This is a genomic window from Falsibacillus pallidus, assembly GCF_050990905.1.
Classification (GTDB): domain Bacteria; phylum Bacillota; class Bacilli; order Bacillales; family DSM-25281; genus Falsibacillus; species Falsibacillus pallidus_A.
In genome coordinates this window covers 30,132-54,987 of sequence record NZ_CP158866.1, presented here as the reverse complement: position 1 = coordinate 54,987, position 24,856 = coordinate 30,132, and the positions used below count along the sequence as shown (strand labels likewise).

20 protein-coding genes, 2 tRNA genes, 3 rRNA genes and 1 other RNA gene are annotated in these 24,856 nt (G+C 45.4%); 1 reads left to right on the top strand and 25 read right to left on the bottom strand.

The window, feature by feature from the left end; genetic code table 11:
• Window positions 1–141: 141 nt before the first annotated feature.
• The 5 genes from rsmA to metG all read right to left on the bottom strand — a co-directional run bounded on the left by rsmA (window position 142) and on the right by metG (window position 6,212).
• Window positions 142–1,020 carry a 16S rRNA (adenine(1518)-N(6)/adenine(1519)-N(6))-dimethyltransferase RsmA gene (rsmA, locus tag ABTV07_RS00265; RefSeq protein ID WP_433746095.1) on the bottom strand — a complete coding sequence of 293 codons (879 nt, stop codon included), beginning with the start codon at window positions 1,018–1,020 and terminating at the stop codon, window positions 142–144.
• The gene (gene rnmV, locus ABTV07_RS00260; RefSeq protein WP_433746093.1) at window positions 1,013–1,573 is read right to left on the bottom strand and encodes a ribonuclease M5; all 561 of its coding nucleotides are present in this window, start codon (window positions 1,571–1,573) and stop codon (window positions 1,013–1,015) included. Before rnmV ends, rsmA begins: the two co-directional genes overlap by 8 nt.
• Window positions 1,574–1,724: 151 nt before the next feature.
• Complete coding sequence (locus ABTV07_RS00255) at window positions 1,725–2,924, bottom strand: ubiquitin-like domain-containing protein (RefSeq protein ID WP_433746092.1); 1,200 nt, start codon at window positions 2,922–2,924, stop codon at window positions 1,725–1,727.
• Between the two features lie 222 nt (window positions 2,925–3,146).
• Window positions 3,147–3,914, bottom strand: coding sequence for a TatD family hydrolase (locus tag ABTV07_RS00250; RefSeq protein WP_433746089.1), 768 nt, complete (start codon window positions 3,912–3,914; stop codon window positions 3,147–3,149).
• A 333-nt stretch (window positions 3,915–4,247) separates the two neighbouring features.
• Window positions 4,248–6,212 (bottom strand): methionine--tRNA ligase, encoded by a 1,965-nt coding sequence (gene metG / locus ABTV07_RS00245; protein ID WP_433746087.1) that lies wholly within the window; start codon window positions 6,210–6,212, stop codon window positions 4,248–4,250.
• Window positions 6,213–6,835: 623 nt separating this feature from the next.
• Between metG and ABTV07_RS00240 the strand changes: the two genes are divergently transcribed.
• Window positions 6,836–7,120, top strand: coding sequence for an AbrB/MazE/SpoVT family DNA-binding domain-containing protein (locus ABTV07_RS00240; RefSeq protein WP_114746956.1), 285 nt, complete (start codon window positions 6,836–6,838; stop codon window positions 7,118–7,120).
• 107 nt (window positions 7,121–7,227) lie between these two features.
• Here the strand turns inward: ABTV07_RS00240 and rsmI are convergent, their stop codons facing one another.
• From rsmI to ffs, 20 genes are all read right to left on the bottom strand, one after another.
• Entirely contained in the window at window positions 7,228–8,097 is an 870-nt protein-coding gene (gene rsmI, locus ABTV07_RS00235) for a 16S rRNA (cytidine(1402)-2'-O)-methyltransferase (protein ID WP_433746084.1), read from the bottom strand.
• Window positions 8,098–8,148: 51 nt separating this feature from the next.
• Window positions 8,149–8,883 (bottom strand): tRNA1(Val) (adenine(37)-N6)-methyltransferase, encoded by a 735-nt coding sequence (locus ABTV07_RS00230; RefSeq protein WP_114746954.1) that lies wholly within the window; start codon window positions 8,881–8,883, stop codon window positions 8,149–8,151.
• 74 nt (window positions 8,884–8,957) lie between these two features.
• On the bottom strand, window positions 8,958–9,326 hold the full coding sequence (gene yabA, locus ABTV07_RS00225; RefSeq protein ID WP_114746953.1) for a DNA replication initiation control protein YabA: 369 nt from the start codon (window positions 9,324–9,326) through the stop codon (window positions 8,958–8,960).
• Between the two features lie 13 nt (window positions 9,327–9,339).
• Window positions 9,340–10,167, bottom strand: coding sequence for a PSP1 domain-containing protein (locus ABTV07_RS00220; RefSeq protein ID WP_433746080.1), 828 nt, complete (start codon window positions 10,165–10,167; stop codon window positions 9,340–9,342).
• A complete protein-coding gene (holB, locus tag ABTV07_RS00215; RefSeq protein WP_114746951.1) occupies window positions 10,160–11,161 on the bottom strand; it encodes a DNA polymerase III subunit delta' in 1,002 nt (333 codons plus the stop codon). The genes ABTV07_RS00220 and holB overlap by 8 nt, the downstream gene beginning before the upstream one ends.
• A 55-nt stretch (window positions 11,162–11,216) precedes the next feature.
• A complete protein-coding gene (locus tag ABTV07_RS00210) occupies window positions 11,217–11,546 on the bottom strand; it encodes a cyclic-di-AMP receptor (protein WP_114746950.1) in 330 nt (109 codons plus the stop codon).
• A 158-nt stretch (window positions 11,547–11,704) separates the two neighbouring features.
• Window positions 11,705–12,346, bottom strand: a complete 642-nt coding sequence (gene tmk, locus ABTV07_RS00205; protein ID WP_114746949.1) for a dTMP kinase — start codon at window positions 12,344–12,346, stop codon at window positions 11,705–11,707.
• Window positions 12,347–12,403: 57 nt separating this feature from the next.
• Window positions 12,404–13,840, bottom strand: a complete 1,437-nt coding sequence (locus tag ABTV07_RS00200; RefSeq protein ID WP_433746076.1) for an aminotransferase class I/II-fold pyridoxal phosphate-dependent enzyme — start codon at window positions 13,838–13,840, stop codon at window positions 12,404–12,406.
• A 94-nt stretch (window positions 13,841–13,934) separates the two neighbouring features.
• Entirely contained in the window at window positions 13,935–14,147 is a 213-nt protein-coding gene (locus ABTV07_RS00195; protein ID WP_433746074.1) for a sigma factor G inhibitor Gin, read from the bottom strand.
• Between the two features lie 1,541 nt (window positions 14,148–15,688).
• Window positions 15,689–15,804 (bottom strand): 5S ribosomal RNA (gene rrf, locus ABTV07_RS00190).
• Window positions 15,805–15,874: 70 nt separating this feature from the next.
• Window positions 15,875–18,809: ribosomal RNA gene (locus ABTV07_RS00185) — 23S ribosomal RNA — on the bottom strand.
• A 162-nt stretch (window positions 18,810–18,971) separates the two neighbouring features.
• Window positions 18,972–19,047, bottom strand: a tRNA-Ala gene (locus tag ABTV07_RS00180).
• 20 nt (window positions 19,048–19,067) lie between these two features.
• Window positions 19,068–19,144: transfer RNA gene (locus ABTV07_RS00175), tRNA-Ile, on the bottom strand.
• An 81-nt stretch (window positions 19,145–19,225) separates the two neighbouring features.
• Window positions 19,226–20,776 (bottom strand): 16S ribosomal RNA (locus ABTV07_RS00170).
• Together the 16S, 23S and 5S rRNA genes with 2 tRNA genes alongside form the textbook arrangement of a ribosomal RNA operon.
• 389 nt (window positions 20,777–21,165) lie before the next feature.
• Window positions 21,166–21,435, bottom strand: a complete 270-nt coding sequence (locus ABTV07_RS00165) for a pro-sigmaK processing inhibitor BofA family protein (protein WP_433746071.1) — start codon at window positions 21,433–21,435, stop codon at window positions 21,166–21,168.
• A 77-nt stretch (window positions 21,436–21,512) separates the two neighbouring features.
• Window positions 21,513–21,728, bottom strand: coding sequence for a YaaL family protein (locus ABTV07_RS00160; protein ID WP_114747348.1), 216 nt, complete (start codon window positions 21,726–21,728; stop codon window positions 21,513–21,515).
• Window positions 21,729–21,745: 17 nt separating this feature from the next.
• Window positions 21,746–22,342 carry a recombination mediator RecR gene (gene recR, locus ABTV07_RS00155; RefSeq protein ID WP_433746069.1) on the bottom strand — a complete coding sequence of 199 codons (597 nt, stop codon included), beginning with the start codon at window positions 22,340–22,342 and terminating at the stop codon, window positions 21,746–21,748.
• Window positions 22,343–22,360: 18 nt separating this feature from the next.
• On the bottom strand, window positions 22,361–22,678 hold the full coding sequence (locus ABTV07_RS00150; RefSeq protein ID WP_114747350.1) for a YbaB/EbfC family nucleoid-associated protein: 318 nt from the start codon (window positions 22,676–22,678) through the stop codon (window positions 22,361–22,363).
• Window positions 22,679–22,705: 27 nt separating this feature from the next.
• Window positions 22,706–24,406, bottom strand: a complete 1,701-nt coding sequence (dnaX, locus tag ABTV07_RS00145; RefSeq protein ID WP_433746066.1) for a DNA polymerase III subunit gamma/tau — start codon at window positions 24,404–24,406, stop codon at window positions 22,706–22,708.
• Between the two features lie 129 nt (window positions 24,407–24,535).
• Window positions 24,536–24,800, bottom strand: an RNA gene (ffs, locus tag ABTV07_RS00140) — signal recognition particle sRNA large type.
• Window positions 24,801–24,856 lie beyond the last annotated feature (56 nt).

Sequence of the window (24,856 nt, the reverse complement as noted above, 5' to 3'; positions counted from 1 at the left end):
CAAAAAGTGCGCCGGTCAGCTCAAAAAGTGGGGAGCAAATCCTATTTCCATGGATCAGCACCCGCCTCTCTCAAGCCATTCCAGCATAAGAAACGCAAAAAACCGAAATCCCATATGAGATTCCGGCTCAACACTCTATTTTTAATTAAATATAGGATGCAATTCGTTGCTTAGTCGGGCAAACTCCTGGATGCTAAGCGTCTCTCCCCTTCTCGTCGGGTCGATATCCGCTTTTGCGAGGGCATCAAGGATCTGTTCTTTCTTTTCTTTGCCATTCGGCAGCTGGCTCGTCAAATTGTTCAAAATGGTTTTCCTTCGCTGAGCGAAAGAGGAACGGGTGACAAGGAAGAAGAAATCTTCGTCCACGACATCAGCTGCAGGCTTGTCCAGTGTAGTCAATCGGATGACGGCTGAATCCACATTAGGCTGCGGCATAAATACTGTCTTTGGCACAATCATGACGGTCTCTGCTTTCGTATAGTACTGAATGGCGATGGACAGTGAGCCGTACTCCTTTGTTCCAGGCTTTGCAGAGATCCGGTCTGCCACTTCCTTCTGAAGCATGACCACGATGCCTCGAAGCGGAATGCGGTCCGAAAGCAATTTTAAGATGATCGGGGTCGTTACATAATACGGAAGGTTCGCAACCACCATCAAATCAGATATCCCCTCGAATTCCTGAGCGACAAGCGTTTTAACATCGGCTTTCAGGATATCTTCATGAATGATTTTCACATTGTCATATGGCGACAGGGTGTCTGCCAGGATCGGAAGGAGCCGCTGATCGATTTCAAATGACAGAACTTTTTTAGAGCTTCTCGCTAAATGCTCCGTCAATGCACCGATTCCAGGTCCGACTTCGATGGCGCCGGTTTGATCCGTGAGGCCGGCAAATTCCGTGATCTTTCTCAATATATTCGGGTCGATCAAGAAATTCTGACCTAAACTCTTTTTAAAAGCGAATCCGTACTTCTCCAGTATTTCCTTTGTTCGTATTGGGGTTGCGATATCCTTATGCATCTTGCTCCTCCTGTATGATCTGTTTAATCGCTTCTGCAAACGATTCTTCGCTTATTTGAAACATCATCAGCCGCTTGTGCAGCTGCTTTCCGTTTGTGTAGCCTATTTTAAGAAGATCGCCAAGGCGTGTCCGGCGTTCCTTAGAACCGGGACCACCAACTAAGCCTGCCGCTATCAAATCTTCTTGTGTGATGATTTCTTCGACTTCCTTGTCCATTTGATGCGCATCCTTCAATGCTTCACGAATGGCTTCATTTGAAGCGTGCTCTACCCCGATCCCTTTTCCGAACTTCGGCTTTGCCGCAAATTTTTCTATGAAAGCATGCTTGCACCCGGGGACTACGTCTGCAATGGTCTTTCTGATTTTTTCACCAGGGAAATCTGGATCAGTAAAAACGATGACGCCCCTCGTCTTTTGTGCAAGCTTTATTTTTTCTATGGTTTCGGTTGAAATCGCAGAACCGTTCGTTTCAATTGTATCAGCATCGACAGCTCTCTTGATAGCTGTTGTATCATCTTTTCCTTCAACTACAATGATTTCTTTAAGTTTCATAATTCCTCCAAATGGTTTCAAAAATATTTTTGATATCTTTGAAACATTTTTGTAACATTAACCGTCTATATTATTGTAAATGGATTTATTTCTCCGTTTATTATATCGAAGAACGGGAAAAAAGAAAAAAAGCAGAGGAAGTCCCCTGCCATTAATTCAATATTCTTATCTTAACACGTTTTCTTCCCCAGCGGTATGCATCCGATTTAGAGGAGAAGAATACATCGATTTTAAAGCCATTGATTGCTGAACCAGTATCAGCAGCAACGGCATACCCGTAGCCTTCCACGTAGACTTTGGTGCCAAGCGGGATGACCCTTGGATCGACCGCAATGACCTTGGCTCCCGGATTGGATTTCAAATTGATTCCAGTAGCAGTATGGCCTGAACAGCCGTTGCAATGAGCGGTATAGGCTGTGGAGCTGACAAAGAACTCTTTGCCCCCACTCTCGCTTTTACCACGTGAAGCTAGTGCAACAAGCGTCTTTGTACCGACGGCTACCACTTTATCTTCGCTGTCTTTCACTTTTTTCGTTGCTACTAATTTTCTTGTTACTTCCTTGCCGTTTTCTTTAACAATTTCATAATGCTTAGAAATGACGCCTTTTTTACCTTCATGAATTACTTTCTGTTTTCCTTTTGCCAAGCTCGGATCTTTTTTCGTTACAACGGCAAAATCTGTGGGTTCTTCCACTACATCGGTGACTTTTTCAACTCGTACGACATTTATTACATCATTAGGCTGTATCTCTTGGTTCAGACCTGGTTTTATCCGGTCTAACGATTTGAGTGTAATCCCTTGTTGCTCTAAAAAGTCAGCGACCGTAGTCGAAGTGGACCAAAACTCTTTCTTTTTCCCACCATCCACTAAAGTAAACGGAAAAGCATTTTCTATCGCAATATTCATGTTGTTTTTGACATTCGTTCCGATTGCCGGGTTGATCTTATCGTGTTCCCCAACTTTCACTTTTTGTTCCTGCAATAATTCTCCAACTGTTTCTGCGGTAGTCCACACGGTCTTCTCCTTGTTTCCAACCTTGAGTCCTACCTTTTTAGCCTGTTTCCAGACGACAGACGAATCATCCTTAATTTTTGAGTCTGCCGAGGGGAATAAGTAATCTTCTGAGCGAACAGAAATTTTCAAGTCTTTTAATATATCTCCAACAGTAGCTGCATGTGTGTTAACAATTTTCTTTTCGCCGTTTAAAGTGAGTGCCACCGTCTTTTTCGATCCCTCAAACATAAGGAATCCGACGGCTGCCATACAAACTAGTAAACTAGCAGTAATGACGACCCACTTCTTTTTACTTATCGATTTGGAAAACAGGTTTTTCATGTTTTCAATCTTCATGAAAAACGCCTCCTTCTCTCGGAGAGATTATATAGACTATCGAAACAACTGTCAACCCATATCCATTTTTGCGGAACGTAATCCCTATTATGCATAAAGTCCCACTGCTTGTGAAGGAAGACTTGTCGACATGAATATCCTATGAGAGAAAGAAGAGGTGTAGAACTTTTTATATTTAGTAAAAATTGGACATGCTTTGATAGTTTTCGACGTCGAAACAACTCAATTTATGCCGAATAATTTCTTAGCATTTTCAGTTGTTTTTTTAGCAACCTCTTCAAATTCCATGCCTTTCAGTTCTGCAATCTGCTCTGCCACAAGTTTTACATAAGCCGGTTCATTTCTTTTGCCCCGATTTGGGTGAGGGGCTAAATAAGGGCAGTCCGTCTCGATCAACAATCGATCCATTGGTACTTCCACTGCTACTTCTTTTGGTTTTTTCGCATTTTTGAACGTGACAGGACCCCCCAGCGAGATATAGAAATTCATATCGATGCATTCCTTTGCCGTCTCTGCACTCCCGCTGAAGCAGTGCATGATGCCTCCTACTTCCCCGGCATTTTCTTCTTTTAGGATATCGACTATATCCTGTGTTGCTTCACGGTTATGGATCACAATCGGCAATTTCACTTTTTTCGCTAGCCGGATCTGCTTCCTGAATACTTCTTTCTGAATGTCTTTAGGGGATTTATCCCAATGATAATCCAGCCCCATTTCTCCAAGTGCCACCACTTTTGGATGGGCGGAAAGCTCTTCGATCCATTTCAAGTCTTCTTCTGTCATATCGATGGCATCAACCGGGTGCCAGCCAACACTTGCATAAAGAAAATCATATGTCTCCACAAGCTCCATCGCTTTATTAATTGTCGGACGGTCGAATCCGACGACCACCATCTTTTCTACTCCTGCATCTTTCGCGCGTCCAATGACTTCCTCTAAATCTTCTTCGAATTGTTCTGCATTTAAATGAACATGTGTATCAAATAGCATGCGATGTACACTCCTTAAACTGTTTCCGAAATTGATTGTCTTTCATCATTTTACCCGGAAAGTTTCTTTAATAAAAATATTATGGTTTTGATATTATTTTAATATCATGCGAAAAATGGACAGCCTCTCATTTTTCGACAGCATCTTCTCGTACAGAATCACTATTCAAATATAGGTGATTTCACGGTTTCGTGTGTTTATAAAAACAAATTAAGTTTTTCTAATATAATAAAATAAAAATGACATGAGAGGTTCACGTCGAAAATTGTTTCACGTGGAACACTCTCATGCCATCATTATTGTTATTCAATATCGAATTATTTAAGGCTGAATTTATTTTACTTTTGCTCCATTTGCCAATGAAGCATCCACTTCTGCTAATGCCAGGATCCCATCTTTTTCACCTGCGAGGATCATCCCTTCCGATAATTCACCGCGAAGTTTCACTGGCTTTAAGTTGGTTACACAGATGACCTTTCTTCCTTTTAACTCTTCAGGCTTATAGTATTTCGCAATGCCTGAGACCACCTGGCGTTTTTCGTATCCTAAATCAAGCTGGATTTTTAACAGTTTATCCGCTTTTTTTACGGGCTCAGCATGAATGACTTCAGCAACCCTCAGCTCCACTTTCATGAAATCATCGATTGTGATTTCATCCGCATCCGGCTTTTCTGCTTCCTTCACTTCTTCGGTTTGCTGAACTGGTGCGTCCCCTGCCATCTGCTGTTTAATATAATCAACTTCTTCTTGGACTTCAAGGCGAGGGAAAATCGGTTCACCCTTGGAAACGACTTTGGTGCCTTCTGGAATGCTGCCGAATTCTTCAAGGCTGTCCCAAGCACGTAAAGTTTCATCGTTGATATTCAATTGATCAAAGATTCGCTTTGGCGTCTCAGTCAAGAATGGTTTCAAGAGAACCGCTGTTCTTCTAAGGGTTTCAGCTAAATGAACCATAACATGGCCTAATTCACTCTTTTTAGCTTCATCTTTCGCCAATACCCATGGCTGCGTTTCATCTATATATTTATTCGCACGGCTGATCAACTGCCAAATGGATGTCAATGCCACGGAAAACTCCATGTTCTCCATTGCCTCTTCAAAACGGGAAACCACTTCTTGGTTCATTTGAAGAAGCTGCTGGTCGAATTCGCCTTCAGATCCATTATAAGCTGGGATGACTCCGTCAAAATATTTATTGATCATGGCTACCGTCCGATTAAGAAGGTTTCCAAGATCATTGGCCAAATCAAAGTTGACGCGCTCGACAAACCCTTCAGGTGTAAATACCCCATCAGATCCAAATGGCACTTCACGCAATAAGTAATAGCGAAGAGCATCTAATCCATAGCGGTCGATCAAAGTCACGGGATCTACTACGTTCCCCTTTGACTTGGACATCTTTCCGTCCTTCATCAATAGCCAGCCATGGGCAAAAACTTTCTTCGGAAGCGGAAGGTCCAATGCCATCAGCATGATCGGCCAATAAATCGTATGGAAGCGGACAATTTCCTTCCCAACGAGATGGACATCTGCCGGCCAATATTTCAAATACTTCGAGTCATCATCTGTTCCATACCCTAATGCTGTAATATAGTTGGAAAGCGCATCGATCCATACATAAATGACATGCTTTGGATCGCCCGGCACTTTGACTCCCCAGTCAAAAGTCGTTCTTGAAACAGCCAAATTCTCAAGACCAGGTTTGATGAAGTTATTGATCATTTCATTTTTGCGTGATTCAGGCTGGATGAAATCAGGATTCTCTTCATAATACTTTAGAAGTCTGTCGACATACTTGCTCATTTTGAAGAAATAGGATTCTTCCTTCACTTTTTCGACAGGTCTTCCGCAGTCAGGGCAGTTGCCGTCGACAAGCTGACGCTCCGTGAAGAATGATTCACACGGAGTACAGTACCAGCCTTCATACTGATCAAGATAAATATCCCCTTGATCCAGCAGCTGTTTAAAGATCTTTTCAACGATTTCCTTATGTCTTGGCTGCGTCGTACGAATGAAATCATCATAAGAAATGTCGAGTTTCTTCCATAGTTCCTGGATGCCCTCAACGATTCCGTCTACATAGCTTTGAGGGGAGACTCCTTTTTCTTCTGCTTTCTTCTGGATTTTTTGTCCGTGTTCATCTGTTCCAGTCAAGTACATGACGTCGAATCCGCGCATTCTTTTATATCTTGCCATCGCATCACCGGCAACAGTTGTATAGGCATGTCCAATGTGAAGATTGCCGCTTGGATAATAAATAGGGGTTGTAATATAAAATGTCTTCAATTTTTCCTTCATCTAATAATCCTCCTATAATGATCAATGTATCGTACATTTCAATGAATTTATTAGCTATTCAGCCCGGCCTGAGATGTCCGGGGATTTATGTAACATGATGAATGAACCTGCTGTGTGAAACCGGCATGAAAAAATCCGTACAAGCAACTAAGGGCAGAGTACCCAAAAGCTTACGGATATAACTTTCTGCAAGGCTGCCGGATCAGGCAAAAATAAAGAAGATTCATCTTCTCATCATAACCTCTTCTAGTATCAAAATATACATAATATTCTTCTATTCTGCAACCGCAGGAAACCACCATTTCATTTTTTTACCACCGCACAAAAGAAACATGACACTTCATGTCGTTTTTTGTCGAATAAATGTCGAAATACTACATCTTTCGACACGGAGAATATGGAACTATATGTAATTTTCTGACACTAGAAATGTCATCCAATTTATGTAAGTGGTTTACAAACCTTGATGTGACAGGGTTTTTACAAGCATTACAATTTATATATTTTTACATATTTAGTGATTGACGAACTTGGGAATGACTGGTATGATAAAAGCAGATCAAAAAAAATGTCGAAAATTGACGAAAAGACATAGATAAAAATTTTGAGAGGAGAATTTGATTATGAAATCTACAGGTATTGTACGTAAAGTTGACGAACTAGGACGCGTGGTTATTCCAATCGAATTACGCCGTACTTTAGGAATTGCTGAGAAAGATGCTTTGGAAATCTACGTGGATGACGAAAGAATCGTTCTTAAAAAATACAAGCCAAGCATGACTTGCCAAATCACTGGTGAAGTTTCTGAAGATAATGTTAAGCTTGCAGACGGCAAATTAATCTTGAGCCGTGAAGGTGCAGAGCAACTATTGAAAGAAATCCAAGATTCTTTCGCTGCTGCAAAGTAATATTATTGCACAATTATATATTCGGATAGTGAATCGATTTTCTGTCCGTTAATGATAAAGGGTCTGACTAAAATGGTCAGACCCCTTTTTTTGACTAAATAAGTCAATCACTCTATATGATAAGCCGCATAGACTTCCCTTTTGGGCATGTCCCTGTCGACGGCCGCTAGTTTGATTGCATCCTTTGGTTTATTTCCTTGTTCAACATAATGATTTACGTGCTCCATTATCGACAAGTCTTTCCACCAGGCAGCTTTTTCTTCCTGTTCCTCAGCGCTTCCTTCAATGATCAGACAGAATTCCCCTCTAACCTCACCATTTTGGGTCCATTCCAGCAGTTCAGAAACAGTTCCCCTGATGAATTCTTCAAACCGCTTCGTCAATTCACGGCAAACCGCCATTCTCCGGTCACCCCATACTTGATGAATGAGCTGCAGTGTCTCTTTTAAGCGATGTGGGGATTCATAGAGGATCATGGTGGCTGACTGATACTTCAGCTGCTCCAACTCTTCTTTTTTATCTTTTTTATTCCGTTGAAGAAATCCATAAAAATAAAAGGGTTGTGTCGCAATGCCTGATGCAATCAATGCAGACAAAGCTGCATTCGCACCCGGTAAAGGGACGACAGTAATATCATGCTGCAGCGCCTCCGCGACGACTTCGTAGCCCGGATCTGAAATGGCCGGCATGCCCGCATCGCTGACCAGCGCGATTTTCTTTCCATCCTTCAGGGATTGAATCAGCTGTTTCCCGCTGGTTTCTTTATTATGTTCGTGGTAGCTCACCAGGGGTGTAGTAATCTCAAAATAATTGCAGAGCTTCTTTGTATTGCGGGTATCCTCCGCAGCAATCAAATCCGCTTCTTTTAAAATCCTTAGTGCCCGGTAGGTCATATCCTCCAAATTCCCAATGGGAGTCGGCACAAGGTAAAGCATCCCTTTGGACTCTTCTTGATCAAAACTTTTCTGAATCTGCATATGCTTCATCCGCCTCTATTAAGTATCGTTCCTCTTATATTCTCGTTAAAATTATTTTCCATAAAGGAGTTCATGGACTTCATCCGAATAAGTACTTCCCTCTTTATAAATATAAAGCGGAGGCAATACTTTCAAGTCTGGATTTCCATCTTTGATTCCTTCTATTAATATGGTGTTGGCTTCCTTGCCGATCCGCGGATAGACGAACCGCAGCCGCTTCGGTTCCAAACGGTATTTCCTCATTAATGTCATTATGTCCATTAAACGTCCAGGTCTATGGACAAAAGCAGCCTTCCCGCCTTGTTTCAACAACTGGCTGCTTACCTTGATGACATCTTCGAGCGTACAGAGGATTTCATGTCTCGCAATGGCCAAATGCTCATTCGGATTGATTTCTTCCTTTGAAGGGGTGACAAAGTAAGGCGGATTGCAGGTGAGAACTTCAAATTTACCATGGCCCAGCACTTGGGGCATATCTTTGATATCACCGTGAATCATTCTTATTTGTTCATCAAGCTGATTGTATGAAACACTGCGCTGTGCCATATCAAACAGCTTCGACTGAATTTCCACACCCGTGATGCTGGAGTTTGTCCTAGTACTCAATAGGAGCGGAATCACTCCATTCCCAGCGCAAAGATCGATAATATTCCCTTTCTTCAACTGAACAAATCGGGCAAGCAGGACTGCATCTATAGAAAAAGAAAAAACAGCAGGGCTTTGAATGATTCTTAAATTCTCTGCCAATAAGTAGTCTAATCGTTCTTCTCCTTTAAGCTCAACCATCCGTATCCTCATTCTCCTTAAGCATAAAATCTTTCCATTAAAAAAAGAGGGCTGTCCACCAGCCCCCATATGCGTTACTTTTTATTTAAAAAAGACAGGCAGAACAAACAATCTTCATCTTTTCGTGGACTACCAAAATGGACATTGCAGATATGGAACCCTTCTTGATAGAGACGTGCGAGATTATCATATCCCTCGCCGATATCAAGGTTGCGGTCATCAATTTCTTCAAGGCTTTTCTTGGATTCACTCGGCGACGGAGCCATTTTTGGATGTTCCGTCTGTTCGAGACGGCGGCGCAAATGCTCATTCTCCACCTGGAGCGAGTTATTTTCTTCGATAATCTGCGCCAGATGCTCCTTCAAAGACCCTAATTGTTTATATAAATGTCCGATTTGCTCTTCCATATTAATGACTGAATTAAATACTTCTTTTTTGTCCACTGGTTCCACCTCATTAATCTCTTGCTTGAATCGAAACCGCACCTTCATTCGCTAGTTCTTCCAACGTAAACTCAAGGACGCGCTCCTGCTCAGGCAGATCCACCTGAAGGACGCGCTCTAATATATTAAGGCCTACAACTTTCCCAGAACCTAATGGCGTTTTGATGATTTCGCCCAGATCAGGCAATTCTTCTTTCGCTGCTTCATACTCATCATTCTCGTATTTCAAGCAGCACATCAAACGTCCACACAGTCCAGAAATCTTGGTTGGGTTCAAGGAGAGATTTTGATCCTTCGCCATCTTGATGGAAACGGGTTCAAAATCCCCTAAAAACGTCGAACAGCAAAGCATGCGTCCGCATGGCCCTATTCCGCCAAGCATCTTCGCTTCATCACGCACCCCGATTTGACGGAGTTCTATTCTAGTACGGAAAATGGCAGCCAAATCTTTTACAAGCTCACGGAAATCTACTCGTCCATCCGCTGTAAAATAGAAAATTACTTTATTTCGATCAAATGTATATTCTACATCCACCAGCTTCATATCAAGCTGATGTTCAATGATCTTATCGCAGCATACTTCATACGCTTCCTTCGCTGCTGCTCTATTCTCATCTATAATCATACGATCCTTATGATCGGCAATCCTAATGACTTTTTTCAAAGGCAGGACCACATCATGTTCACCGACTTGTTTGCGTTCAACCACAACTTTCCCGTGTTCTACTCCGCGAGCCGTCTCAACAATCACGTAGCTGCCTTTTTCTACTGCAAAATCGCCTGGGTCAAAATAATAAATCTTGCCGGCTTTTTTAAATCGTATCCCTACTACTTCATACAAAAGAAGATCCCCCCTGCAATTCTAGCACAAGCTGTTCCATCAACAACTGAGGATTCATATTTGAATTTAATTTCCGTTTGGCTTCCAAAATGGCTGTCATTTGTTCCGATAACCGTCGGGCGGACGTCTGAAGGGCATCCGTTTCAAGCATTTGGCGATAATCCGGATAAACAATCTGTTCTCCCTTGCCTACTTGTATATATAGAAGATCCTTATAGATCAATAGCATTAATTCCAGTCCACGTTCAAGCTGCGGTTTCTCTTTAAAATGGTCAAACCAACCATCCTGTAAACCTACCATCGCCTGCAGCGGGCTTTTTTTAAGGCCTTCATATAATTTTAACACTATTTTTCTTGCTTGTGCAAACCACTCTTCATTGTTTAAATCAAGAGCTTCCTGGAAATTATTCGTGATGCTTGCCAAAAGCGGTGCAAAATGAGGATGTACCCCTTCTTGCTTAAGATTTTCTTTCAAAATAGAAGGCGGCAGCGGTTTAAAAGATATGAGCTGGCACCGCGATAAAATGGTCGGCAGGATGCGATGGGCCTGTTCAGTCAAAAGAATGGCAATGGTTCCTGAATGCGGCTCCTCCAGGAATTTCAACAGACTGTTTGCTGCATTGACGGTCATTTTGTCAGCATGTGAAATCATGTAGAGCTTTTTCTTCGACTCCACACCGGTTTTATTGAATTCAGCTTGAAGCTCTTGAATCTGGCCTTTCTTGATCGACAAGCCATCCGGCTCGATCATATGTACATCTGGATGGTTTCCATTTGTGATCCTCTTACAGTTTATACACTCATCACACGGAATATAATCCTTTGAGGGATGATCGCAAAAAATACTTTTGATCAATAGCGTCCCTGCATCCTTTTTTCCGGTTCCGCGCTCCCCTTCAAACAAATAGGCATGGGCAACACGGTCTTTTACCAGGCTGTTCTGTATCATTTTCATTGCGACGGGCTGAACCGACTGCAATTGTTCCCATGTCATCATCCTTACCACCACACCTTGAATCTAAGAATAAAGGGAAGAAAAAGATTCCCTATTAAAACTGATGAAACTGTTCTACCGGAAGGACGAATACTGTCGCACCGCCAACTTCCACTTCAACCGGATATGGAACATACGAATCAGCATTGCCGCCCATCGGCGAAACTGGTGCAATCAATTGATCCCTCGACTTGCAGCTGTCCTTGATCACTTGCAGTGCCTTCTCCACACGGATATCTTCCGTCCCGATCATAAATGTCGTGTTTCCTGATTTTAAAAACCCGCCCGTACTGGCCAATTTTGTCGCCCTGAAGTTATGATCGACCAAAGCCGAAGACAGTCGATTGCTGTCCTGATCCTGGACCACTGCCAAAATGAGTTTCATATACATTCCTCCTTGAACAAGTTATTTCCGATAGTATTCTATACCCCATTATATCAATAATTGATCGTGTATACATGTATTCTTCGGACCCGGCCCTAAAACCTGCAAAGCTTTGAAAAAAGCCTTGAAGCAGCTGTAAGCTTCAAGACTGTGAAAAACTACAATAATCCCTTTTGCACCAATAATTGCTCAAACTTCTTTGATGCAGCAAGATACACCTCTTCAAACGAAGCAGAAGCATCGATCCTGTGCATGCGGCCATGAAATTTCTCCAAGAGGATCTGGTAGCCCTTATACACCTTATGATGGAAGTCCAGTGCTTCCAAATCGAGCCGATTTACTTCTCTCCCCTTGTTCTTTTCAATGCGCTCAAGGCCGGCCTCAGGTGTGATATCAAAAAACAGCGTGGCATCAGGCATCATATCCTGTGTAGCAAACAAATTCATCTCATAGACTTCCTCGATGCCAAGGCCCCTTGCATATCCCTGATACGCCAATGAGCTGTCAATGAATCTGTCGCACAGGACAACCGCTCCCTTTTCCAGCGCAGGCTTCACCTTTTCTACTAAATGCTGCCTCCTTGCCGCCGCATATAGCAGCGCCTCAGTCCTCGCATCCATCTCTGTATTATCTTTATTTAAAATGATCTCCCTGATCTGCTCCGCAATCCGGATCCCGCCAGGCTCCCTGGTCAAAACGATATTGCATCCCCTTGCTGAAAAATCCTCCGCAAGCTTATTCAATATCGATGTCTTTCCAGCCCCTTCAGGACCTTCTCCCGTAATAAAAATACCGTTCATGCTCCAAACCTCCGGACTTTCCTAAAAACAAATGTTGTAATTCTAATAGTAACCCATTTACCTATTATCCTCAATAACAGCAATCAAGCCTTCCGACAGACGGTGGTCCCCCTGAAAGCGCGCCCCTGACTCCATATACATTTTCAGAGAATGAATCATCTCCCCCGTTACCTGCTCGCCAGGCATGAGAAGAGGGACTCCCGGAGGGTATGGGATCACCATTTTTGCCGAGATTCGACCAGCTGCTTCTTCGTATGGAACCCAGACGCTCGTTCCTTGATCTAGTTTTTTAAAAGAAAGAAGCTGCTCATGGAATGGATGTTGATACCCCTCTCTCACCACTTCCATCGCAAAATCTGATTCCCGTTTTTTGAAACTATTTTTAAACACATCGATTTTTTCCTCGAAATCCACTTTCTTGCCCTTTTTTAATAGAGGAAAAACAAACAGCACCTGGTAGGGATCCGCCATTTCCACATATATGCCTGCCTTCTCAAGCTCTGTCTGCAGTTCATACCCTGAATATCCTTCTGCCCTTATGGTGATCTTCAACGGATCCTGCCTCTCTCCATTGGAAAGTGCATGGATTCCTGGGATGCTGGTCAAATCTTTTACAAAGGCATCTTTCTGTTCAATTGCGTACAAAAGATCCTCGCCAGACATCGAAGACAAATAATGCCTCGCCGCATCCAATGAAGCCATGATGGGATACGATGGACTGCTCGACTGCAGTGCACCCAAGTAGAATTCAATCCTATCGATTGGCAGCCAGTCATGATTCACATGCAAAAAAGAACCCATGGTCATTGCCGGCAGTGTCTTATGTGCAGAATGAACAACTATATCCGCCCCAAGTTGAAGGGACGATTCGGGAAAAGGACTCCCCGCTTGAAAATGCGCACCGTGCGCCTCATCCACAAGCACATAAGACCCGTGATCATGCGCCATATCTATTAAACTCTTGATATCATAGGTCAGGCCATAATAATTCGGATAGGTGAAAATGCACGCCTTCACATCCGGAAACTTTTCATAAGCTGCTGCCAGTGAGGCAGACATCACTCCATCCCCTACATGCCAAGCTTCATTCAATGACGGTGAAAGATAGACAGGACGGACATTGGCCATCTTTAACGCATTCAATATCGACTTATGGCAATTCCGCTGAACAAAAACCGTATCTCCCTCTTCGCACACGCCTAAAATCATGGCGAGATTCCCGACAGTCGATCCATTCACCAGGAAATAACTCTTATAGGAACCATAAAGGGCCGTCAACAAATCCAGGGATTCCGCTATCGCTACTTCAGGAGAATGAAAATCATCCAACCCCGAAATCTCCGTCACATCGTACTTCAAAAACTCCTTAAACTCTCTATGTAAATGTTCCGGCAAAACCTCGCCATTCTTATGCCCCGGAACATGAAAAGATACTGTTCTTTTCGCAATATGCTGCACGAGTGCATCATATAATGGGGTTTGATTTTGATTCATTCTGTTTTCCTTTCTTTCTCCTCATTTCCTCTGATTGTACAATAGATCATTCAATGGCAAAAGAAAAACCAAGCTAATTTAACGAAGCTTGGTTTTAAGAATATATTTCAGGTGTCGTAATCTTCTTCAGCCGATCGATATAATATTTGTACTTGGGATCTCTCGTATCCGTCCGAACCATATCCTCTTCACATTCGGAACAAATAAAAGACGTGTAGAGATGAATCCCCTTTGCGCGCCGTTCATCGCAGACCACACAAACTTCCTCTAAGTATTGCTTAGAAACTGCTGCTCCCAAACTCCCCACCTCCATACCCTCTATTCTGGCCCGATAACCCCATTTGTATACACAATTATGAACATTTAAATGACCCGTTCCTTCAGTGTATGTAAGATTAATTTTGTCTGTGTTTGTCTTGAAAAGATTTATATGGGGAGAGACTTTTTAGTATTAAACTTGATTTACAGAATATCAAGGCGACAGCCTGGCAAATTGGATGGGTTTGGTCTTGGGGGGGCGTGTCGACTGAGCGCTCAATCGGCTATTGGGACAGTTCCATTGGAGGAGCCGAAATGGCCACTCGCGCATAAGAAGGGGATTTTGGCGCATAGCCCTCTCTGGCCGGCGCATAAGCCAGGTGGTTTCGCGCATAGGCTTCATGATTTGAATCATAAGCACTCATTTTTCGCGCATAGAGTCTATAGTGGGACAGAATTTCCGGTGTTTTCCCCTTAATTTTACTCGTTTACATCCATTTCAAGATGAGTTACCCCTTAATTACCGATAAAAGGGACAATTTGAATCATTTATAAGAACAAACCTGCTGTTATGGAGTGATTTTTTCTATGTTCTTTTGATCTTGCCGAATATCCAGGCGCCAGCCTGGCAAATTGAATGGGTTTGGTCTTCGAAGCTCCGACTGAGCGCTCAATCGGCTCATGTGTCAACCCCATTGGGCAGAAATTGGCCATTCGCGCATAAGGAGGGGATTTTGGCGCATAGCCCTCGCTGACCGGCGCATAAGCGAGGTGATTTCGCGCATAAACTTCATAATTTGAATCATAAGCAAGCATTTTTCGCGCATAGAACCTCTAGCGAGACAGAATTTCCGGGGTTTCCCCCTTCTTTTTCCTCGTTTACATCCATTTTAGGATGAGATACCCCTTAATTACCGATTAAAAGGGACAATTTGAATCATTTATAAGATCAAACCTGCTGTTATGGAGTGATTTTTTCTATATTCTCTTGATCTTGCCGAATATCCAGGCGCCAGCCTGGCAAATTTAAGGGGGTTGGTCTTCGAAACTCTGACTGAGCGCTCAATCGACTCATGTGACAACCCCATTGGGGCAGAAATTGGCCACTCGCGCATAAGGAGAGGATTTTGGCGCATAGCCCTCTATTGCCGGCGCATAAGCATGGTGATTTCGCGCATAGACTTCATAATTTGAATCATAAGCAGGCATTTTTGGCGCATAGAGCCTGTAGCGTGGGAGAATTTATGGTGTTTCCCCCTTCTTTTTACTCGTTTATATCCATTTCAAGATGAGTTACCCCATCATTACCGATTAAAAGGGACAATTTGAAGCATTTTAAAGTTCAAATCTGCCCCTTGGGGATGTTTTTCCCCTGTTCTCTTGATCTTGCCGAATATCCAGGCGTTAGCCTGGCAAATTGAATGGGTTTGGTCTTCGAAGCTCCGACTGAGCGCTCAATCGGCTAGACCCTTCTGCTTCCCTTCTACTCCTCGCCAATGAAATTTCTTCTTGGTAAGTTCCCGTATTCATCCTCGATTTTCCCTCCAGAAAACACAAAAAAAGCAGCCTCTCAGCTGCTTTTTTCCATTTGCCCGGCGACGTCCTACTCTTGCAGGGGGAAACCCCCAACTACCATTGGCGCTGAAGAGCTTAACTTCCGTGTTCGGTATGGGAACGGGTGTGACCTCTTCGCCGTAATCACCGGACATATTGAGAGTTTGTTCTCTCAAAACTAGATAAAGAGTAAGTGACAAGTTAAACCGGAATCAACCAAATGTGGTTAAGTCCTCGATCGATTAGTATCCGTCAGCTGCACACGTCGCCGTGCTTCCACCTCGGACCTATCAACCTGATCATCTTTCAGGGATCTTACTAGCTTGACGCTATGGGAAATCTCATCTTGAGGGGGGCTTCATGCTTAGATGCTTTCAGCACTTATCCCTTCCGCACATAGCTACCCAGCGATGCCTTTGGCAAGACAACTGGTACACCAGCGGTGCGTCCATCCCGGTCCTCTCGTACTAAGGACAGCTCCTCTCAAATTTCCTGCGCCCACGACGGATAGGGACCGAACTGTCTCACGACGTTCTGAACCCAGCTCGCGTACCGCTTTAATGGGCGAACAGCCCAACCCTTGGGACCGACTACAGCCCCAGGATGCGATGAGCCGACATCGAGGTGCCAAACCTCCCCGTCGATGTGGACTCTTGGGGGAGATAAGCCTGTTATCCCCGGGGTAGCTTTTATCCGTTGAGCGATGGCCCTTCCATGCGGAACCACCGGATCACTAAGCCCGACTTTCGTCCCTGCTCGACTTGTAGGTCTCGCAGTCAAGCTCCCTTGTGCCTTTACACTCTACGAATGATTTCCAACCATTCTGAGGGAACCTTTGGGCGCCTCCGTTACCTTTTAGGAGGCGACCGCCCCAGTCAAACTGCCCACCTGACACTGTCTCCCGCCCCGATAAGGGGCGTGGGTTAGAATTTCAATACAGCCAGAGTAGTATCCCACCGATGCCTCCACCGAAGCTGGCGCTCCGGTTTCAACGGCTCCTACCTATCCTGTACAAGCTGTACCAAAATTCAATATCAGGCTACAGTAAAGCTCCACGGGGTCTTTCCGTCCTGTCGCGGGTAACCTGCATCTTCACAGGTACTATAATTTCACCGAGTCTCTCGTTGAGACAGTGCCCAGATCGTTACGCCTTTCGTGCGGGTCGGAACTTACCCGACAAGGAATTTCGCTACCTTAGGACCGTTATAGTTACGGCCGCCGTTTACTGGGGCTTCGGTTCAGAGCTTCGCTTGCGCTAACCCCTCTCCTTAACCTTCCAGCACCGGGCAGGCGTCAGCCCCTATACTTCGCCTTGCGGCTTCGCAGAGACCTGTGTTTTTGCTAAACAGTCGCCTGGGCCTATTCACTGCGGCTCTCTCGGGCTTGCACCCTACCAGAGCACCCCTTCTCCCGAAGTTACGGGGTCATTTTGCCGAGTTCCTTAACGAGAGTTCTCTCGCTCACCTTAGGATTCTCTCCTCGCCTACCTGTGTCGGTTTGCGGTACGGGCACCATTGATCTTGCTAGAGGCTTTTCTAGGCAGTGTGAAATCAGGAACTTCGGTACTAAATTTCCCTCGCTGTCACAGCTCAGCCTTATGATGACAAGGATTTGCCTCATCATCAGCCTTGCTGCTTAGACGCGCATATCCAACAGCGCGCTTACCCTATCCTTCTGCGTCCCCCCATTGCTCAAACGATCAAGAGGTGGTACAGGAATATCAACCTGTTATCCATCGCCTACGCCTTTCGGCCTCGGCTTAGGTCCCGACTAACCCTGAGCGGACGAGCCTTCCTCAGGAAACCTTAGGCATTCGGTGGATGGGATTCTCACCCATCTTTCGCTACTCATACCGGCATTCTCACTTCTAAGCGCTCCACCAGTCCTTACGGTCTAGCTTCAACGCCCTTAGAACGCTCTCCTACCACTGACACCAACGGTGTCAATCCACAGCTTCGGTGATACGTTTAGCCCCGGTACATTTTCGGCGCAGAGTCACTCGACCAGTGAGCTATTACGCACTCTTTAAATGGTGGCTGCTTCTAAGCCAACATCCTGGTTGTCTAAGCAACTCCACATCCTTTTCCACTTAACGTATACTTGGGGACCTTAGCTGGTGGTCTGGGCTGTTTCCCTTTCGACTACGGATCTTATCACTCGCAGTCTGACTCCCAACGATAAGTCTTTGGCATTCGGAGTTTGTCTGAATTCGGTAACCCGATGAGGGCCCCTAGTCCAAACAGTGCTCTACCTCCAAGACTCTTCCGTTGAGGCTAGCCCTAAAGCTATTTCGGAGAGAACCAGCTATCTCCAGGTTCGATTGGAATTTCTCCGCTACCCACACCTCATCCCCGCACTTTTCAACGTGCGTGGGTTCGGGCCTCCATCCAGTGTTACCTGGACTTCACCCTGGACATGGGTAGATCACCTGGTTTCGGGTCTACGACCACATACTCAAAACGCCCTATTCAGACTCGCTTTCGCTGCGGCTCCGCCTCATCAGCTTAACCTTGCATGTAATCGTAACTCGCCGGTTCATTCTACAAAAGGCACGCCATCACCCATTAACGGGCTCTGACTACTTGTAGGCACACGGTTTCAGGATCTCTTTCACTCCCCTTCCGGGGTGCTTTTCACCTTTCCCTCACGGTACTGGTTCACTATCGGTCACTAGGGAGTATTTAGCCTTGGGAGATGGTCCTCCCAGCTTCCGACGGGATTTCACGTGTCCCGCCGTACTCAGGATCCACTCTGGAGGGAACGAAGTTTCAACTACAGGATTTTTACCTTCTCTGATGGACCTTTCCAGATCTCTTCGTTTACTTCGTTCCTTTGTAACTCCGTATAGAGTGTCCTACAACCCCAAGAGGCAAGCCTCTTGGTTTGGGCTATGTCCCGTTTCGCTCGCCGCTACTCAGGGAATCGCGTTTGCTTTCTCTTCCTCCGGGTACTAAGATGTTTCAGTTCCCCGGGTCTGCCTTCCATACCCTATGTATTCAGGTAAAGATACTGTTCCATTACGAACAGTGGGTTCCCCCATTCGGAAATCTCCGGATCAAAGCTTACTTACAGCTCCCCGAAGCATATCGGTGTTAGTCCCGTCCTTCATCGGCTCCTAGTGCCAAGGCATCCACCGTGCGCCCTTTCTAACTTAACCTATTTGACAATTTACATTGTCAGGTTTGATTTGCGTATGACTGAAAGTCATTCACCAAAAAAATTCTAAAGTGGCGATTCTCGGTTTATGTCACTTACTTACTTTATCTAGTTTTCAAAGAACAAACAAAATGGAACGTTCTTTCACTTTCGTGAAAAACGTTGGTGGAGCCTAGCGGGATCGAACCGCTGACCTCCTGCGTGCAAAGCAGGCGCTCTCCCAGCTGAGCTAAGGCCCCATATAAAGTTGAGTAAAGAATGGTGGGCCTAAGTGGACTCGAACCACCGACCTCACGCTTATCAGGCGTGCGCTCTAACCAGCTGAGCTATAGGCCCATACTCATACCTATTCAGATAGAATTGATCTATCAAAACTGAACAAAACAGAAACGGTCAACATCTTGTAAATATCCTTAGAAAGGAGGTGATCCAGCCGCACCTTCCGATACGGCTACCTTGTTACGACTTCACCCCAATCATCTGTCCCACCTTAGGCGGCTGGCTCCATAAAGGTTACCCCACCGACTTCGGGTGTTACAAACTCTCGTGGTGTGACGGGCGGTGTGTACAAGGCCCGGGAACGTATTCACCGCGGCATGCTGATCCGCGATTACTAGCGATTCCAGCTTCATGCAGGCGAGTTGCAGCCTGCAATCCGAACTGAGAACGGTTTTATGGGATTGGCTCGACTTTGCAGTTTTGCAGCCCTTTGTACCGTCCATTGTAGCACGTGTGTAGCCCAGGTCATAAGGGGCATGATGATTTGACGTCATCCCCACCTTCCTCCGGTTTGTCACCGGCAGTCACCTTAGAGTGCCCAACTGAATGCTGGCAACTAAGGTCAAGGGTTGCGCTCGTTGCGGGACTTAACCCAACATCTCACGACACGAGCTGACGACAACCATGCACCACCTGTCACTCTGTCCCCCGAAGGGGAACGCCCTATCTCTAGGGTTGTCAGAGGATGTCAAGACCTGGTAAGGTTCTTCGCGTTGCTTCGAATTAAACCACATGCTCCACCGCTTGTGCGGGCCCCCGTCAATTCCTTTGAGTTTCAGCCTTGCGGCCGTACTCCCCAGGCGGAGTGCTTAATGCGTTAGCTGCAGCACTAAAGGGCGGAAACCCTCTAACACTTAGCACTCATCGTTTACGGCGTGGACTACCAGGGTATCTAATCCTGTTTGCTCCCCACGCTTTCGCGCCTCAGCGTCAGTTACAGACCAAAGAGCCGCCTTCGCCACTGGTGTTCCTCCACATCTCTACGCATTTCACCGCTACACGTGGAATTCCGCTCTTCTCTTCTGCACTCAAGTTCCCCAGTTTCCAATGACCCTCCACGGTTGAGCCGTGGGCTTTCACATCAGACTTAAGGAACCGCCTGCGCGCGCTTTACGCCCAATAATTCCGGACAACGCTTGCCACCTACGTATTACCGCGGCTGCTGGCACGTAGTTAGCCGTGGCTTTCTGGTTAGGTACCGTCAAGGTGCGAGCAGTTACTCTCGCACTTGTTCTTCCCTAACAACAGAGTTTTACGATCCGAAAACCTTCATCACTCACGCGGCGTTGCTCCGTCAGACTTTCGTCCATTGCGGAAGATTCCCTACTGCTGCCTCCCGTAGGAGTCTGGGCCGTGTCTCAGTCCCAGTGTGGCCGATCACCCTCTCAGGTCGGCTACGCATCGTGGCCTTGGTGAGCCGTTACCTCACCAACTAGCTAATGCGCCGCGGGCCCATCTGTAAGTGATAGCCGAAACCATCTTTCAGCCTTCCTCCAGGAGGAGGAAGGAGTTATCCGGTATTAGCCCCGGTTTCCCGGAGTTATCCCAGTCTTACAGGCAGGTTGCCCACGTGTTACTCACCCGTCCGCCGCTGATATCAGGGAGCAAGCTCCCATCAATCCGCTCGACTTGCATGTATTAGGCACGCCGCCAGCGTTCGTCCTGAGCCAGGATCAAACTCTCCGAAAAATTGTTGGCTCAAAGCCACAAAGTTTCAAGCTTGATTAGCTCGATTTTTAAAACTTAAAATTTAACGTTGGCGTTTTGTTTTGTTCAGTTTTCAAAGATCAATGTCGCTTTCGTCTCTCAGAAGCGACTTTATTAATATACCATGTTCGCCGTGTTTGAGTCAACAACTTTTTAAAATAAATTTTTCATTTGTTTTTCAAAAGTGTTTCGTCATCAGCGACGTTTACTAATATACCAAGATACAAAGCTTCCGTCAACAGTTTTCTCATAAAAAGTTTCGCTTATTCTACATTTTGTTGAGACTTTCTTTTTCATTAGCGTTTTCCATTCGTATATATAGAAAGAAAAACAAAAAGCAGCTCCATGGCTGCTTTTAAAAATGCTCCTGCTTAATGTGGAAGGATCCAGAGCTGCAGTGCGGCCAGCCCCAGCATGCCAGGGATTCCTAAGAACCCTGATACAGATGAGGTTGCCAGATTGATGGGGACATGAAGGCCGATCTTGCTTCCGAAAGCATTGAGGAAAAATAAGAATAAGGCACCGATCATGATTTTAATGCAGGCTGTCCCAAGAAATTTAAAAGGTTTTGCCGCAGACCCCGAGGCGAGTAAAAACAGGATTAATCCGCATAGTACCGCAATAATGATAATTGGACTCAAAAAAATCTCCCCCAAATTACTCTTTGTATCCATTCTATGAAGGGATTGTCCAAAAAGAACTTTGGGAGAGAGATTATTTACTTCATGACGATATTACGATGTTTTACTTCTTTAAATAGAAAGAAATACTTGGCTTCTGCCAGTTTTGTCTGGCAGATGAGCTCTTCATTATAATCCGCGCTTAAATTGACCAGGGAGCGATGCTGGAACCAGTCCTGCTTCGCTTTCTCCATGCTGTCAATCAGCTTTTGATTATATTCTTTCCGCAGTTTCCCCTTTTTTCGAAACAAGATAGGCCACCTCGTATGTTTTAAACTTCTCTTCTTCCTTCTAATGCTTTGGATAAAGTTACTTCGTCCGCATATTCCAGATCTCCGCCGACCGGCAGTCCGTGGGCGATGCGCGTGACTTTGATCCCTGACGGCTTCAGCAGCCGGGATATATACATGGCCGTCGCCTCCCCTTCTATGTTCGGGTTGGTCGCTAAGATGACTTCTTGTACGGTTTCATCCTGCAGACGCTTCAGCAGATCCGGGATATTGATGTCTTCCGGCCCAATGCCGTCCATTGGAGAGATGGATCCATGAAGAACGTGGTATAGACCGCCGAACTCCTTCATTTTCTCCATCGCGATTACATCCTTTGGTTCCTGAACCACACAAATGACAGTGCGGTCCCTTCTCTGGTCCTCGCAGATGTAGCACGGGTCTTGATCTGTTATATGACCGCAGACGGAGCAGTAGCCCAAGTTTCTTTTGGCATCTACAAGGGCTTTAGCGAAATCAAGGACAGTATCTTCTTTCATACTTAACACAAAAAATGCCAGTCGGGCTGCTGTTTTCGGCCCGATTCCTGGCAATTTCATGAAGCTGTCGATCAGCTTGGATATTGGTTCAGGATAATGCATTCTATTTATTTCCCCCTACTACATTCCTGGAAGGTTCAATCCTTTAGTAAACTGTCCCATCGTTTGGTTTGTCAGTTCTTCCACTTGTTTGATTGCATCATTTGTAGCCGCTAAAACCAAATCTTGCAGCATTTCGATATCGTCTGGATCTACTACTTCTTCTTTAATATTCACTTCCAGGATTTCTTTTTGTCCAGAGATGACAACGGTCACCATGCCGCCGCCGGCAGTCCCTGTAATTTTCTTCGCGTTAAGCTCTTCTTGCGCCTCTGCCATTTTCTTTTGCATTTTTTGCATCTGTTTCATCATGTTTTGCATATTTCCCATTCCACGCATGATTCATTACCTCCAGTTATTTTAATATTAATCTTTTACTTCCAGTAAATCCGCTCCTACCAATTTCCTTGCTTCAGCAATGAACGGATCTTCTTCCGGGGCTGCCCCATCCTGTGAACCTTCTTCTCCTTGTCCATTCTGGATGAAGTCTTCCCTTATTTTCATCCACTGCTCTTCTGGAACGCCGATCGGCTGATAGGTGTTCCCTGTAAATTCTTGAAGAATGGCAGTGATCGTTTGTAAAAATATATGGTTATCCATGGCCATTTGACAATGGATTTCATATTTAAATTTAAGGACGAATGCTTCAGAGGATGCCGCAGCCGGCTCTGCATCGTTTAAGAGGGCTGCCTGAGACCGCATTTGACGCTGGTTGAGCATATCTAGCATATCTCCCCAGCGGCTCTTGATCAAACCGAGATCCTCCCTGGTTGCTTCTTTGAGGACCTTTTGGATTTTCCCTGCCTGTACTCTGAAACCTTTCGTACTGCGTGCTTGTTTTTTGGCAGGCGCGCTGCCCGCTTCAGACTGTGTTGGGACTGGGCCCTGTGCTTTCAGCTGCCTTAATTCATTTTCAAGCTCAGTAATCTTGCCAACGAGAGCCTGGTAATCGCCGCTGTCGGAGCCTGCCGCAGCTGCAGGAGCAGATGTTTGGCACAGCTTGACAAGGGATACCTCCAGATAGATCCTGGCATTGTTGGTGAATTTCATTTCCTGCTGGGTTTTATTCAAGGTGTCGATATATTCATATATCTGATGGGCCGGGATTTCTTCAGCTAGTGACTTAAATTCGTCATCCAGCAGGACCCGTTGGAGAGACTCTTCCAGATTTGGGGCTGTCTTATAAAGAAGCATATCCCTGAAGTATAGGATGAAATCTTCCGTAAATCTTGAAGGGTCTTTCCCGTGATAGATGAGTTCTTCGAGTGACATGATGGCAGTGGCTGTGTCCTTCTCGTGCACCGCTTTCGCCAACTTATTGAGGTAGGACTGTGCAACGGAGCCTGTCACTGTCAATGCATCATCAAGGGTGACACTTCCTTGGCTGAAAGAAATGGTCTGGTCAAAGAGGCTGAGCGCATCCCTCATCCCACCTTCAGCTGCACGGGCGATGATATGCAGGGCCTTTTCATCCGCTTCTACGGCGGATTCTTCTGCAATATGCTTCATCCATCCGACAATATCCTGAATCGTAATCCGCTTGAAGTCAAAGCGCTGGCACCTTGAAATGATCGTCAGCGGAATCTTGTGCGGCTCGGTAGTTGCCAGGATGAAAATGACATGCTTCGGTGGTTCTTCGAGCGTCTTCAACAAGGCATTGAAGGCCCCGATGGAAAGCATATGAACCTCGTCGATGATGTAGACCTTATAAGGCACCGAACTCGGCGCAAATTTTACTTTGTCGCGGATATCCCGGATTTCTTCTACACCATTGTTCGATGCTGCATCGATTTCGATGACATCGGAAATCGAGCCATCCGTGATGCCCCTGCATGAATCGCACTCATTGCAAGGCTCTGCCGTCGGCCCTTTCTCACAGTTCACAGCTTTGGCCAGTATCTTAGCCGCACTCGTCTTTCCTGTCCCCCTCGGACCTGAAAAAAGATAAGCATGAGATATCTTTTGCTGCAGGAGGGCATTTTGAAGGGTTTTCGTCACATGGCCCTGGCCGATGACGTCATGGAAAAACTGCGGTCTGAAGACGCGATATAAAGCTTGATAACTCATGCAATTCCCTCCTCCTTTAACTTAAACCATCATTTATATACATTCTACATTATAACGCATTCAAAATCGACTTTCCAAAGACAAAAAAACTCATCCGATTAAGATGAGTTTTGTTTAAGTATATAACTGCCGTGCACCTTCCGTCGACTGGCAACCATAAGCGTTACCCAAGCAGTTAGCTCGGCCCAGGCTGCCCTGCGGCACATGAGAGGGACCACTTAATGCTGCTTCCTTCCGGACCTGACATGGTTCATGGATTCTCATTGCGCAGGACCCAGACGTCAACACCACTTACTTGAGGCAGACCCTACAGTTAACCAGCCTCGGGAAGGGATTCAGCCTCGCTGGAGCGGATTGCGAGTACAGGGCTCCGCTATTTCCCCGCCTAGCACGGCAAAGTTGATACCATATTAAGTTGCGTCATCGCTGACACAAAATAAGTATACTAGC